This window comes from Brevibacillus borstelensis, from assembly GCF_003710865.1.
Classification (GTDB): Bacteria; Bacillota; Bacilli; order Brevibacillales; family Brevibacillaceae; genus Brevibacillus; species Brevibacillus borstelensis.
Genome location: NZ_RHHO01000038.1, coordinates 1 through 12,779 on the forward strand (window position 1 = coordinate 1; position 12,779 = coordinate 12,779).

Consider the following 12,779-nt stretch of genomic DNA (forward strand, 5'->3'; position numbering starts at 1 on the left):
ATTTTAACAGTGCCGTTCACACCATATATTTCATCTATCATGCGAGTGTGGCGGTATACATTTCTTTTAGCAGAATATTGCAAGCGCCAAGCGACACGTTTTAAAAAATTTCGACATTCTTTTTTTATGATTTCATCTCTCAACAGTCTCACCTTCTTACCTTTTAAAATAAGCTGATGGAAATGTGGAAATGGCCAAGGGGGAGGAATATAGCCCTAGTCTAAGACTATCTATTAACAAGGAAATCCAATTGTTTAAATTGCAACCTTATTCCTAGGAAAACATAGGTTATTTTTTATTAATTTATATTAGATGTCGAAATTTGTAAAAATCACGAATGCTTACATAACGTAATTCGACAAATAAATTATTGATAAGTGTCTAACATGAGGTAAAAAAGGGAGGCGAATTATCATGATTGAACGTATGTATGAACATACCCAGCATGTTCCTAGGAATGTATTTTGAAAGGGTCGTTTAGTTTGCTGATCGTGGACGGATGGCGGATATTACCAGGGGTTATTCTGTATATTTCATTATAAAGGAGGTGGAAGTGATACTTTTTCAGGAGGACGATGGGATGAAATCTAAGTATTAGTTAGTAGGATGGGAATTTGTAGAAAAAAATAATTGTAAAAAAGCAACTTATTGATTCATTTTGCGTTTAATAATTAAGGAGGTAATTACCTATAGAGGAAAAAGGAGGAGGAACATGAGCTTCAAGCGAATTGTAGGGTGTCTGAGCATTCTCGTCTTACTCATGTGGAGTGTGACTGACAGTTCGTGCAGCTTTGCTTCAGAACATCCTGAACCTGTTATTGAGCATATGGTAACATTGGTAAAAAGTCCTGAGAAAATACTCGTTAGAGAAAGTTGGTATCATACACAAAGTAAGAATGAGCGCCATGACGAATTCGAATATTCCTTTGCTGACAGTGAAGAAATTGGGATGGGACGGACAATCGTAAAAGAGCAAGGGAAACAGATTTATAGGATTAGTAAAAAACAGGATAAAGTTACTGAGGATACCGGAACGGGACCGTATTATACAACAATATCTCCGGGCAAAACTTTGTTCCAATCCACGACAGATGCCTATCGGACAACGGATTGGACTTCGGCTGGTACTGTACAAATCGACGGGGAACGGGTGGAAAAAATGATAAGAGAAGTACGGGACCCAGTGGCCTCTTATACGGAAATTGTTTATTTGAAACAAACGACCGGCTTGCCTGTTGTTAAAGAGTATTACAAGGGTAGAGACTTAAAAAAACCGCTGATTGCGGAGGCGTTCTTTTTTGAAAAGGTAGACGATCCAGCAGGTGCCTTATTCACGATTCCGGATCCCCAAAAGCATAAACAAATTATCAAACATGTGACACAGATAACAAAAAGTTCAAATATTATTTCCTTTTCAAAAAGCTGGCAACATCCACAAAATGGCGATGAGCGGTATGAATTTTTTAATTATGACTTTTCATTCAAAGAGGGTGTAAGTCAGCAATGGATCGTAAATAAACAAGGAACGAAGTTTTTTCATAAGAGAAAGGAAGGAGGAGAAGTTACTGTAAATACGGAGAGGAAGCCAGGGAATTTTATTCCTGCAGGACTATCTTTGTTTCAAAATCAAGGCGGGAGGGAATGGGAATTTGTAGGAACTGTAAATTATAACAGGAAGATGACACAAGTGTACAAGCAAGTAGATACTGAACCAAAAGGCACTACCACGATATTCGCTTACGTTGATCGAAAAACAGGCCTTCCGATGAAGGAAGAGATATTTTGGACATATTGGGACGAAGAATATTATGCTATTCCTAAAAAAGAACCCCAATCTACTAGCATTTATTTTTTTGAGAACGTCCAAGATCCAACCGGAACGTTGTTCAGTATCCCTAAAAAATAAAAGACTGTGTATAAAATAATAACTGTACTTTGTACCTACGTAGATTTAATAAAAGGTTTCATCCCCGAAGGATGGTTCTCTCCCGAACATTAGTCGCAAGCCGCTTTAATTAGCGTCTGTGACTATATTGTGTCAAGGGAAGATATTCCGCTAAGGGGATGAAACCTTGTTAGATTTAAGCTACTTGGTTTTATGAGATGTTTTCGAGATATTATTAGATACCATATATAAGCCACGAATGTCTTCGTTTTCGCCAAATATTTGGAGGCGGTATCTTAAATAGTGGATTAGAGATTATTATCCAACAACGTTTTACCAATCTTTTCTTTTATCATAGAAATCTTTTATTTTTTTTATTAGACTATCGCCGTTTGATTTTTCAGAGAGAACACTTGAAAGTTGACCTGCATAAAAAGTAATAGGTGTACGCGAGTCAGGGTGGAGGAGTCTACTGAAACGTCGTTCACAATAATCGTAACGTTCAGCGTATGCGCTGTTAGAAAAATATTTATCGTTAATCTCCATTACGACTCCAATATCTGCGGTAGCATTAGCTTTTCTTCCACCAGCTACAGGATCACCATCCAGATCAACAATTTCGCCATCTTGATCCAAATATTCATTTGTAACTGAATCTAGAACAGCATTCACGTTTTCCTTTTCTGATGGTTGGAAGTAGTAGGAAGGCTGGATCAAGATGTAGTCGAAAATATTGGTTCTATTAGCGACAACACCCAGATTATGAATAATCTTTAGTTTGTTTTCATTAAATCCATAGTAAGGGCACCACATAAACTCATTTCCATAATGGTCATCTAAATCGCGAATATAGTACGATATGTCATTCATTAATCTGACGCTAGAATTGGACGTTGGTGAAGTTTCACTAATTTTTTCATAAACTGGATGTACAGTTTCCATCGAGTAATAAAAACCCCTAACGTCTTCCCAACGACCAATTGATTCAAGACTTTCTCGTACACCATCAATATAATTTCTGTAGTACTTGTACAGATGCCTTTCATAGTTGATCGTCCCATGTGTGGCCTCATAATGAGGTAGACCGACCCACACCCAAGGCTGAAAATCGGATTTTGCATATTCCCGGAAAAATGATTCTACTCCGTTAATGCAGAAATCAACGATACTGTTATTATGTCTGGTATCATCGTACCTAAACTTGTCACTTCCTAATCCCACTTCTAAAGTAATCGCATTCAAGCCGGTACCCTCGAGTTTATCAAGGTCTCTTGCACGAATGGGATCATACTGCCTGCCGATATATACTAGCAAATTTCGCATCGCCATTTAATTTTCCCCCTAGTTTTAAAGGTTTAAAAACGACTGTTAGGACCGGTCTTTCCTGTCGCTTCAACTAGCAAGGAAAAAATGACAACGAAAAAGCAACTACAACTCTAAATAATAATTTCGAAGCCTATTCTTTTCGTAAAACAACGAACGAATTACCCACACAAAAATTGCTCAGCAACCCTCATCTAATCCCAAGCACTCCCCATATACATAAGATAAGGACGGAAAGACTTGGGGGGACAACAATGACCAATGAAGAGCGCAAAGAACTTGAGCGTGCCATAGACGAAATTACGGAGATTGCCAAAGGCTTCGGCCTTGATTTTTACCCGATGCGGTACGAAATTTGCCCGGCGGACATCATTTACACGTTCGGCGCGTACGGGATGCCGACCCGTTTCTCGCACTGGAGCTTTGGAAAGTCCTTTTACAAAATGAAGCTGCAGTACGACCTCAACCTGAGCAAAATTTACGAGCTGGTGATCAACTCCAATCCGTGCTACGCCTTTCTTCTTGACGGCAACACCCTGATCCAAAACAAGCTGATCGTCGCCCACGTCCTGGCGCATTGCGACTTTTTCAAAAACAACGCCCGCTTCTCCAACACCAACCGGGACATGGTCGAGAGCATGGCAGCGAGCTCGGAGCGCATCCGCCAATACGAAATCGAGCACGGCAAGGAAGCGGTCGAATCCTTGCTCGATGCTTGCCTGGCCGTTCAGGAGCACATCGACCCGAGCCTCTTGCGTCCCAAGCTGAGATGGAAGCGGGAGGTAGAGGAGGCGGGGAATAAACCGGCAGCCAAAGCGGAGCGCAGCACCCCATACGACGATTTGTGGCGGCTGGACCGTGCAGAAGAGAAGACGGAGCCGGAGAAGCCGGCGCGCAAATTTCCGCCAGAACCGGAGAAAGACCTGCTGCTCTTTCTTATGGAGCATAGCCAGATTCTCGACGATTGGCAGCGTGATGTCCTGACGATCGTCCGGGATGAGATGCTCTATTTCTGGCCGCAGTTGGAGACGAAGATTATGAACGAAGGCTGGGCCTCCTACTGGCACATGCGGATTTTGCGCGAAATGGACCTGACCGAAGCGGAGACGATTGAATTTGCCAAGCTGCATTCCTCTGTCATTCAGCCTTCGCCGACGAGCATTAATCCGTATCATTTGGGGTTGAAAATTTTCGAAGACATTGAACGCCGCTGGGACAATCCGACCAAGGAGGAGCAGGAGCGTTTCGGACGGAAGCCGGGGCAGGGACGCGCCAAAATTTTTGAAGTCCGCGAGCTGGAGTCTGACATCAGCTTTATCCGCAACTACTTGACCAAGGATTTGGTCGGCAAGCTCGATCTGTACATGTTTGGCAAGCAGGGGAACGAGTGGGTCGTGACCGACAAGGCATGGGAGGATGTCCGGGATGGTCTCGCCGTTACCCGCGTCAATGGCGGCTTCCCGTATGTCATGGTCCACGACGGCGACTACCTGCGGGCTGGCGAGCTGTACCTGAAGCACCATTTTGAAGGACTGGAGCTGGATGTCAAATACGTGGAGAAGACGATTCCTTACATTTATCGCATGTGGGGGAAAAATGTCCATCTTGAAACGGTGATCGAGGATCGGCCTGTACAGTTTACGTATGACGGGAAAAAGGTGCATCGGCGGTTTTTGTAAGAGTACGGGAAGATCACAAGAACATTTTTTCACGGGAAAGCAAAAAGTGCAGACGGGGCGATCAGCCCCTTTTTTTGTTCCAGACAGAATGGACATCAGCCGCACTGCCATCCCATTGTTCTGCTCAAGCCGCAGCTACTGCTTTTTCGTTTAAAGAGAAGCACCTCGAACGCCATCTCCGCTTTTTGTTGCGCAAGCTTGTTTCATGATGCTGCTGACCTGAACAAAATGAATTTACGCTTGTAAAACTTGAAGTCGGCTGTTATATTTACATTTGTAAATAATAGTTTCCAATCGATAGGAGGTGAAGCATATGACCAACATTCCGAGAATATCCGAATCCGAGTGGGAAATCATGAAGGTGATTTGGAAGCAAAGTCCGCTCACCGCGGAGCAAATCGCAGCTCAACTGCCGGCCGAAATCGAATGGAGCGATCAGACGGTTCGCACCTTTCTGAACAGGCTAGTGAAAAAAAAGGCGATCGGATTCGAGAAGGCGGGTAGAAGCTATCTGTACTACCCGGCGGTTACCGAAAAAGAATGCGTCAAAGCGGAAAGCAAATCGTTTGTAAACAGAGTGTTTGGCGGAGCGGCAAAGCTGATGGTGACCAACTTTTTGGAAGAGGGCGATTGGTCCGAGAAGGAGATTGAGCAGTTGCAGAAGATACTTGAGGAAAAAAAGGGAGAAAAACGATAGCGACAGAAGGCGAAATGCCGGAGGCCATCGTTGAGGTACAAACACATGGAGATCCTATGCGACGTTTTTTTATGGTTTTTCGATTCCACACTAGCGGCGAGCGCAGTGGTCCTGCTGGTGATGGCCATTCAAAAATTGTTTCGGCATCGTCTGAGTCCCCGCCTTCAGCATGCGCTGTGGCTGCTCGTGTTGGTCAGACTGCTTTTGCCTGATTTGCCAAGCAGCCCGGCAAGCATATTTAATGTTGCCGCAACGATAAAAAATGCCGTTTCGATGATTCATGTGGAAGGCAGCAGCCTGTCCCATGACATTTCTCGAAACAGCGAAGAGAATAAAATACCACAAAACAATCATAGCACGGCTCTTGAAAAAAATCATGTGCAGCCTGTAGCGATCGCGCTGCAGGATGAAACGCAAGCACGTCAATTCTCGCAGGTTGGCTATCCGCTGGGAGTACAAGTCGTATCGGCGATCTGGTTTGCCGGGGCCATTGTGTTCATAGGCTATTTGTTTGCCTGCCTGTTCCGGTTGAGAAATCGACGCAAAACGCTCACGCCTGTAACAGACCCGCAGATCTTGTCTGTCATGGATGAATGTCAAAGGAAATTCGGTATAAAGAAGCCAATCCCGCTGTACACAGGGGACTATGCAAAAAGCCCGTTTATCGCCGGATTGATTCATCCGTGGATCTTCGTCCCGGAAGCGGTCGTGAAAGAGTTGGCCCCCTCCCAGCTACTACATATTTTGTCACACGAGCTGGCCCACTGCAAAAGAAAAGACATGTGGTGGAATACGCTCAGCAGCTTTGTCCTGGCGATTCACTGGATGAATCCGCTCGTGTGGATCTGTGTAAAAAGAATGAAAGCGGCCAGGGAGATCGCCTGCGATGCCTGCGTTCTGGAGGTTCTCGGAGAACAAGCAGCGACTCCTTATGGCTTGACGATGATTGAATGTTTGAAGCGGTTTGCGTCCAAATCCGCTCAGCCCCAACTGCTGTATTTTTGGGGTACGACCAACAAAAGCGAAATGACAAGGAGAATTACCATGATCAAAGCATATAAAAAGGGAACGTATAAATTGTCGGCTCTGGCGGTTGTCTGTGTAGCCGGTCTCGGTGTAGCGACATTAACCAACGCCGCCGCGCCTGCACCTGCTCCGGCAAGCAGCCCGGCAACCATTGCGGAAACGGGAAAAGAGCGCCTTCTGTTCGATTCTTCTCATCGGAGCTACGGCAGCTTGGAAAAGGCGGTAAAGGTATCGCCCACACCGTTCAAGGTGCCGGACTTGCCGGAGTTAAGCTTGGCCTATGTTACCTTGTATCTGGATGATCAAAAGCTGTCCAAAGTGGATATTGGTTTTAACAAATATGAAGGAAAGAGCCACTACTTATATGATATGGTGATTCTTCCTAGTGGAGCCGAGCATGATGATGCCTTGTTGGAAAATCAGCAATCCCTGGATATCAAGAAAGAAACGCTGAAGCTGAATGGAATGGACATTCTAAAGCTGACACGGGTATCGGACTCGCTGACCGCCTATTTTTGGGAGGACCAAGGCCTTCAATATAAGCTCAGAGAGTTTGATGTTTCTGATGAAGAAATGTTGAAAGTGATTTCCTCGATGAAATTCCCTGACCAAGACATGTTGAAGCAATATGAAAATCAGAAGGGTCAGTTCAAAACAAACGTCTATGACACAGAAGACTTGCGCTATGCGCAGGAGTTGCTCGGATTTACTCCGAAGCTTCCCATGCAATTTCTTGAAATCTTTGAAGCATCTGGAGCTTGGGCGTACTATCGAGATACGGACCGCACATCAATGGGCTTCTTCGTGGAGTTTGCAAGAACCAACAAACCTGGAAAATGGAAAAACAGCTTCTATTTTGATCAGGAAAAAGACACGAGCACGTATGAAGAGATTCAGAAGACGGGCACCTATTTTCACGAAATTATTAATGGCGAAAAAATTGGCTTGAAGACGACTCCTTTGCAAATAGAGGGGAAAAAAGTATTCCGCACAGAAAAATATAAAATAGATGGAAGGTTGAGCTCGCCGGATGAAGTTGACAATGTCAGTTATTTTTGGGTAGAGAACGATCTCGGCTACCAGGTAACCTTCCAGGAAGATCTTCCGCAGCAACAAGAAATTGTCGCTGAGTTGATCAAAGCAAAACCGGTAGATGCCAGCCAATGGAAATAAGTCTAAAGGGAATTGTGCAGATCTTTTGTGCAATTCCCTTTTTAACCGATATGTTGTTTCTCTATAGCGTAAAAACGTTTTTGGAAGATTTGTCGATAAGGAGCTGCCCAGTCAGCGCCGAAAAACGCAAAGAAGCGCCCTCCGGATCGGAGCGGCGCTTTTTGGCCAGATAGCGTGTAACCGATGTTGAAACGATCAAGAGAGCGAATCGAGATTTTTCATCATTTGCTGCAAGACGCGGTCAAAGACGATCAAATCCTCTTCCTTGATATTTTGCAGGGCGATAATTTCCAGATCGTCAGAGGTTTTCTGCCAGGTGGCGAGCATCTCTTTCGCCTGCGGAGTCAGGGAAACTTTGCGTGCCCGTTTATCCTCGCCTTCCTCGCGAATCACCCATCCCAGCTCCTCCAGCCGGGTCAGTGATCTGGTAATTGTGGGGGCTTCCACGTTTAAATAATTGCTGATATCGACCTGGGTCAAGGAGCCTCGCTGATGCAAACACCAGATAATTCCCCACTGTGAGCTGTACAACCCTTGGGTAGACAGCTTTTCATTCAATTTTTTGGTAAATTTCCTAGCCGCCTGGTTTATTTTGTGTCCATATATGTAGTTCAATGGCTATCCTCCTAAAGGTGCTTTTTGGCAGATGATCCTTTTCTTTCATAGACGGAACACCAAGAGGTTGGTAACAATTTTTTTGCTTCCATCTGTTTATGATTTCCAAAAAACGGACTGCTCAGCGGCGCGATGAATCCGTTTTCAAATGTTTACCTAAGTAAATGCAACTACTATTCATCCTACTTGCAGAACGGCTTTAAGTAAATGTATCTTTTGTGAAAATTGTATGGAAATTTCATTTTGGACAGCGTAGGGATTTCCAAGTTTGTTTTATTGGAAAATTACAATAACACCTAAACGTTTGACAGATATTTTTCTTTGAAACTATCATGAACTAGGTAATAATTATCTAGTTAATTTTACACATCAAGGAGGAACTACTGTGGCAGATACAAACTCAAAACAGCCCAAAAGTAGCTCGCGGCGCGAATTCCTCAAGAATTCCGGGATCGCCCTCGGGGGGCTGGTGGTTGGAGGCGTACTGGGTGGTTCGTTGTTCGGAAGCAAGAAAGCGGAAGTAGAGAAGGTTGTCGAGAAATCGGTCAACTACAACCAGGCGCTGATGTTTTTCAATCAGGAGCAATTCCAATTGACGGAAGCGGCTTGCGAGCGCATTTTTCCGCAGGACGAGCACGGCCCCGGGGCAAAAGAGCTGGGCGTAGCCTTCTACATCGACCACCAGTTGGCCAGTCCATGGGGAATCAATGCGAAAGATTACATGACCGGTCCGTTCTACCCGGGAGAACCGACCCAAGGAATGCAAACCTCCCTGAAACGCGCGGAGATTTTCACATTGGGGCTGCAAGGGCTGGCTGACTACAGCAAAAAGAAATACAACAAACGCTTCACTGATTTGACCGAAGCAGAGCAAGACGAGACCTTGAAGGTTTTTGAGGCAGGCAAGGAGTATCAGCTTGCGGGAACTTCGACCACAGGGTTTTTTAGCCTTCTGCGCAGCATGACGATCGAGGGCGTTTACGCCGATCCGATGTACGGCGGCAACAAGGACATGCAGGGCTGGAAAATGCGCAATTATCCTGGCAACCAGATGAGTTTCGCCAAAGATATCGAGAAGGACGAATTTATGAAGATTGAGCCTAAAAGTCTTCATGACCACATGGGCCACTGATAACCAGGAAGGGATGACATAAATGAGCAAGAAGCTACCAAAGGTTCCCGTTGTGATCGTCGGTATGGGCTGGGCAGGCGGCATTATCGCTTCGGAACTGACGAAAGCCGGCGTGAAGGTTGTTGGATTGGAACGCGGAAAAGGCAGAAGCACCAGCGATTACTACATGGCTCATGACGAGCTCCGTTACGCGCTGCGCTATGAGATGATGCAGGACCTCTCCAAGGAGACCGTCACCTTCCGCAATAACGAAAAAATGCGCGCGCTCCCGATGCGCACGTACGGATCTTTCCTTTTGGGCGACGGTCTCGGCGGTGCAGGATCTCACTGGAATGGGCAGTACGGACGCTTTCTGCCTTACGATTTCGAGATTCGCTCCAAAACGATCGAACGCTACGGCGAGAAAAAGATTCCAAAAGGAATGACGATTCAGGACTGGGGCATTACCTACGACGAGCTGGAGCCCTATTTCGACAAGTATGAAAAAATGGCGGGGATCTCGGGTGAAGCCGAGCAAAACCCGATGGTCGGAAAACGCTCCAACCCGTTCCCGACTCCTCCGATGAAGGTCACGCCTGGCATGAAGATGTTCATGGACGCTGCGAAAAAGCTGAATTATCACCCGTACATCATTCCTTCGGCCAACCTGTCCGAGATGTACAAAAATCCGGACGGCATCGAGCGTGCCGCTTGCCAGTACTGTGCGTTCTGCGAGCGCTTCGGCTGCGAGTACGGCGCCAAAGCCGACCCGGTCGTAACCGTCATTCCAGTCGCCGAGAAAACAGGAAACCTGGATTTGCGCACGCATTCCAATGTGACCAAAATCCTGCATGACGGGAAAAAGGCAACCGGCGTGGTTTACGTCAACACCATTACCGGTGAAGAAATCGAGCAGCCTGCCGATCTCGTGGTCATGACCAGCTACGTGCTGAACAACGTCCGTCTGCTGCTCACATCCAAGCTGGGCAAACCGTACGATCCGGCATCCGGAAAAGGCGTGATCGGAAAGAACTACGCATACCAGGTAAACAGCGGGAAAGCGGTCGGCTTCTTCGACGACAAAGAGTTCAACACGTTCATGGGGGCGGGTGCGCTCGGCGCGGAGATCAGCGATTTCAACGGCGACAACTTTGACCACAGCAACTTGAACTTCCTGCACGGGGCCGGTATTCGCTTTACCCAGACTGGCGCAAGGCCGATTGCCACCAATCCGGTTCCAAAGGGCACGCCTTCCTGGGGCAAGGATTTTAAACAACAGTCGCTCAAGTATGCGAACTCGACGCTTACGCTGGCTTCCCAAGGGGCAAGCCTCCCGTGGCAGCACCACTACCTCGACCTCGATCCTACCTATAAGGATGCGTACGGAACTCCGCTTTTGCGGATCACCTTTGACTGGGAGGATCAGGACCGGGAATTGAACAAGTATCTGGCTGAGCGGGCCGGAGAGATCATGAAAGAAATGAATCCGACCAAAATGGAAGTCTCCAAAGAAATGAAATCGTACAACATCACCCCATATCAGTCCACGCACAATACGGGCGGTGTCATCATGGGGGCTGATCCGTCGACTTCCGCGGTAAACTCCTACCTGCAGATGTGGGATGCGGAGAACGTGTTTGTCGTAGGGGCTTCCGCATTCGCTCACAACGGCGGATACAACCCGACAGCTACGGTAGGGGCCCTATCCTACAGAGCAGCCGAAGGCATTTTGAAGTACATCAAGCAAGGCGGCTCCCTCGTCTAGTCTGAAATGCTGCCCGTTGCCTTTCATTTGGGGGTGTGTATGGAAAACAAACAAGAATTTGTTGGTCATCTGGCTGAGCTGCGAAAGAGATTGATTGTGGTCATTGTCGGCTTCTTTCTGTCACTGTGCATCGGCTTGTACATGTCCCCTGACATTTTGCTGTTTATCAAAGCGCAACCGGTGGCTGCCGATGTAGTCTGGAACGTATTTTCGTTCACGGACGGCATGTTTATCTATATGAAATGCGGCTTTCTGGTGGCGATCCTGCTGACGCTTCCGCTCGGGCTCTACCAGGCCTGGGCGTTCGTCAGGCCAGGCTTGTCCGATGACGAGGCGCGGAAGACGATCTGGTTTGTGCCGCTGTCGTGCTTTCTGTTTTTGTGCGGGATGGCGTTCAGCTATTTCGTCGCGTTTCCAATGATGGTGTCGTTCCTCTCGTCGGTGAACAAAAGCATCGGAGCGGTGGAAACGTACGGGATTGACCGCTACTTCGCCTTTATGTTCAACGTCATTTTTCCGTTGTCGGTCGCGTTTGAAATGCCGGCAGTCGTGCTGTTCCTGACGAGGATCGGGCTGATTACTCCCGCCCAACTGAAAGCCGTTCGCAAATATGTCTATCTGGGACTTGCCATCGTAGGCTCGATGATTTCTCCGCCTGATTTTGTCTCGCATTTGTCGGTCACGATTCCGCTCATTTTGTTATTCGAGCTAAGCGTCCTCATCTCAGGGTGGTATCATCGCAGATCAAGCGGTTTGCTCGTATCTGGGTCAAAGTCATAAAAAGGAGGTATGATCGATGTTCAACAGTATTGGCATCCCTGGATTAATCATTATTCTGGTCATTGCCCTGGTTGTATTCGGGCCATCCAAGCTGCCGCAATTAGGACGGGCGCTTGGGGATACCCTGCGCGAATTCCGCTCGTCGACCAAAGGCGTGGTCGATGACATCACCACCGAAGGCAAGACCGAAAACCAGCAGCAGCCTGAATCCAAGTAACACATGGCCGCTCAGGCCATATCAACATAAATCAATCTATCAGATGCAATGGAGGTAATTACAATGAACAAAAAAGCACTCACTTCTCTGATCCTCGCTTCTGCTGTAGCTCTTGCGCTGGCAGGCTGCGGAAACAGCCAATCCGACCAAGGCAGCGCTGCAAGCAATAACGCAGCAAGCACAGCTACTGCTGACGCAGGTGCGGCTCAATCCGCAGACGGCGTAAAAGAGATCAAGCTTTCCGCGACAAACTTCGAATTTGACCAAAAAGAAATTCATGTGAAAAAAGGCGATAAAATCAAGCTGACGCTGACCAATACAGAAGGCATGCACGGTGTAGCCATTCCTGATTTCAACGTAGACCTCAAAGGTGACGGAAGCGCCGAGTTTACTGCTGACAAAGCGGGCGAGTTTACATTCAACTGCTCTGTTATGTGCGGTGCCGGCCATGATACGATGACAGGAAAATTGATCGTCGAAGAATAAGCCCATCTTTCAACATAGTTTC

The 12,779-nt window shown here is 46.7% G+C and carries 11 protein-coding genes; 9 read left to right on the plus strand and 2 right to left on the minus strand.

The window, feature by feature from the left end; translation table 11 throughout:
- The first annotated feature begins 712 nt into the window (after window positions 1–712).
- A complete protein-coding gene (locus EDM54_RS18490) occupies window positions 713–1,906 on the plus strand; it encodes a hypothetical protein (protein ID WP_024983511.1) in 1,194 nt (397 codons plus the stop codon).
- 312 nt (window positions 1,907–2,218) lie between these two features.
- Here EDM54_RS18490 and EDM54_RS18495 read toward each other — a convergent pair whose 3' ends face one another.
- Window positions 2,219–3,214, minus strand: coding sequence for a hypothetical protein (locus EDM54_RS18495; RefSeq protein ID WP_024983510.1), 996 nt, complete (start codon window positions 3,212–3,214; stop codon window positions 2,219–2,221).
- Between the two features lie 248 nt (window positions 3,215–3,462).
- On the opposite strand from EDM54_RS18495, the gene EDM54_RS18500 reads away from it, so the two are divergent.
- The 3 genes from EDM54_RS18500 to EDM54_RS18510 all read left to right on the plus strand — a co-directional run bounded on the left by EDM54_RS18500 (window position 3,463) and on the right by EDM54_RS18510 (window position 7,783).
- Window positions 3,463–4,887 (plus strand): SpoVR family protein, encoded by a 1,425-nt coding sequence (locus tag EDM54_RS18500; protein WP_003388171.1) that lies wholly within the window; start codon window positions 3,463–3,465, stop codon window positions 4,885–4,887.
- A gap of 313 nt (window positions 4,888–5,200) precedes the next feature.
- Window positions 5,201–5,584 (plus strand): BlaI/MecI/CopY family transcriptional regulator, encoded by a 384-nt coding sequence (locus EDM54_RS18505; RefSeq protein ID WP_003388170.1) that lies wholly within the window; start codon window positions 5,201–5,203, stop codon window positions 5,582–5,584.
- A 45-nt stretch (window positions 5,585–5,629) separates the two neighbouring features.
- A complete protein-coding gene (locus EDM54_RS18510; protein WP_122958612.1) occupies window positions 5,630–7,783 on the plus strand; it encodes a M56 family metallopeptidase in 2,154 nt (717 codons plus the stop codon).
- Window positions 7,784–7,978: 195 nt separating this feature from the next.
- Here the strand turns inward: EDM54_RS18510 and EDM54_RS18515 are convergent, their stop codons facing one another.
- On the minus strand, window positions 7,979–8,398 hold the full coding sequence (locus EDM54_RS18515) for a MarR family winged helix-turn-helix transcriptional regulator (RefSeq protein WP_003388168.1): 420 nt from the start codon (window positions 8,396–8,398) through the stop codon (window positions 7,979–7,981).
- Window positions 8,399–8,783: 385 nt separating this feature from the next.
- Between EDM54_RS18515 and EDM54_RS18520 the strand changes: the two genes are divergently transcribed.
- The 5 genes from EDM54_RS18520 to EDM54_RS18540 all read left to right on the plus strand — a co-directional run bounded on the left by EDM54_RS18520 (window position 8,784) and on the right by EDM54_RS18540 (window position 12,757).
- Window positions 8,784–9,530, plus strand: coding sequence for a gluconate 2-dehydrogenase subunit 3 family protein (locus EDM54_RS18520; RefSeq protein ID WP_024983501.1), 747 nt, complete (start codon window positions 8,784–8,786; stop codon window positions 9,528–9,530).
- Between the two features lie 22 nt (window positions 9,531–9,552).
- Window positions 9,553–11,274, plus strand: a complete 1,722-nt coding sequence (locus tag EDM54_RS18525) for a GMC family oxidoreductase (RefSeq protein WP_024983500.1) — start codon at window positions 9,553–9,555, stop codon at window positions 11,272–11,274.
- Between the two features lie 39 nt (window positions 11,275–11,313).
- Window positions 11,314–12,054 (plus strand): twin-arginine translocase subunit TatC, encoded by a 741-nt coding sequence (tatC, locus tag EDM54_RS18530; protein ID WP_024983499.1) that lies wholly within the window; start codon window positions 11,314–11,316, stop codon window positions 12,052–12,054.
- A gap of 16 nt (window positions 12,055–12,070) precedes the next feature.
- Window positions 12,071–12,271, plus strand: a complete 201-nt coding sequence (locus tag EDM54_RS18535) for a twin-arginine translocase TatA/TatE family subunit (RefSeq protein WP_003388163.1) — start codon at window positions 12,071–12,073, stop codon at window positions 12,269–12,271.
- A 63-nt stretch (window positions 12,272–12,334) separates the two neighbouring features.
- Window positions 12,335–12,757, plus strand: coding sequence for a cupredoxin domain-containing protein (locus tag EDM54_RS18540; protein ID WP_003388162.1), 423 nt, complete (start codon window positions 12,335–12,337; stop codon window positions 12,755–12,757).
- Window positions 12,758–12,779 lie beyond the last annotated feature (22 nt).

Coding starts and splice junctions, on each gene's coding strand:
- EDM54_RS18490 (WP_024983511.1), top strand. CDS start 713: ATGAGCTTCAAGCGAATTGTAGGGTGTCTGAGCATTCTCGTCTTACTC.
- EDM54_RS18495 (WP_024983510.1), bottom strand. CDS start 3,214: ATGGCGATGCGAAATTTGCTAGTATATATCGGCAGGCAGTATGATCCC.
- EDM54_RS18500 (WP_003388171.1), top strand. CDS start 3,463: ATGACCAATGAAGAGCGCAAAGAACTTGAGCGTGCCATAGACGAAATT.
- EDM54_RS18505 (WP_003388170.1), top strand. CDS start 5,201: ATGACCAACATTCCGAGAATATCCGAATCCGAGTGGGAAATCATGAAG.
- EDM54_RS18510 (WP_122958612.1), top strand. CDS start 5,630: ATGGAGATCCTATGCGACGTTTTTTTATGGTTTTTCGATTCCACACTA.
- EDM54_RS18525 (WP_024983500.1), top strand. CDS start 9,553: ATGAGCAAGAAGCTACCAAAGGTTCCCGTTGTGATCGTCGGTATGGGC.
- tatC (WP_024983499.1), top strand. CDS start 11,314: ATGGAAAACAAACAAGAATTTGTTGGTCATCTGGCTGAGCTGCGAAAG.
- EDM54_RS18535 (WP_003388163.1), top strand. CDS start 12,071: ATGTTCAACAGTATTGGCATCCCTGGATTAATCATTATTCTGGTCATT.
- EDM54_RS18540 (WP_003388162.1), top strand. CDS start 12,335: ATGAACAAAAAAGCACTCACTTCTCTGATCCTCGCTTCTGCTGTAGCT.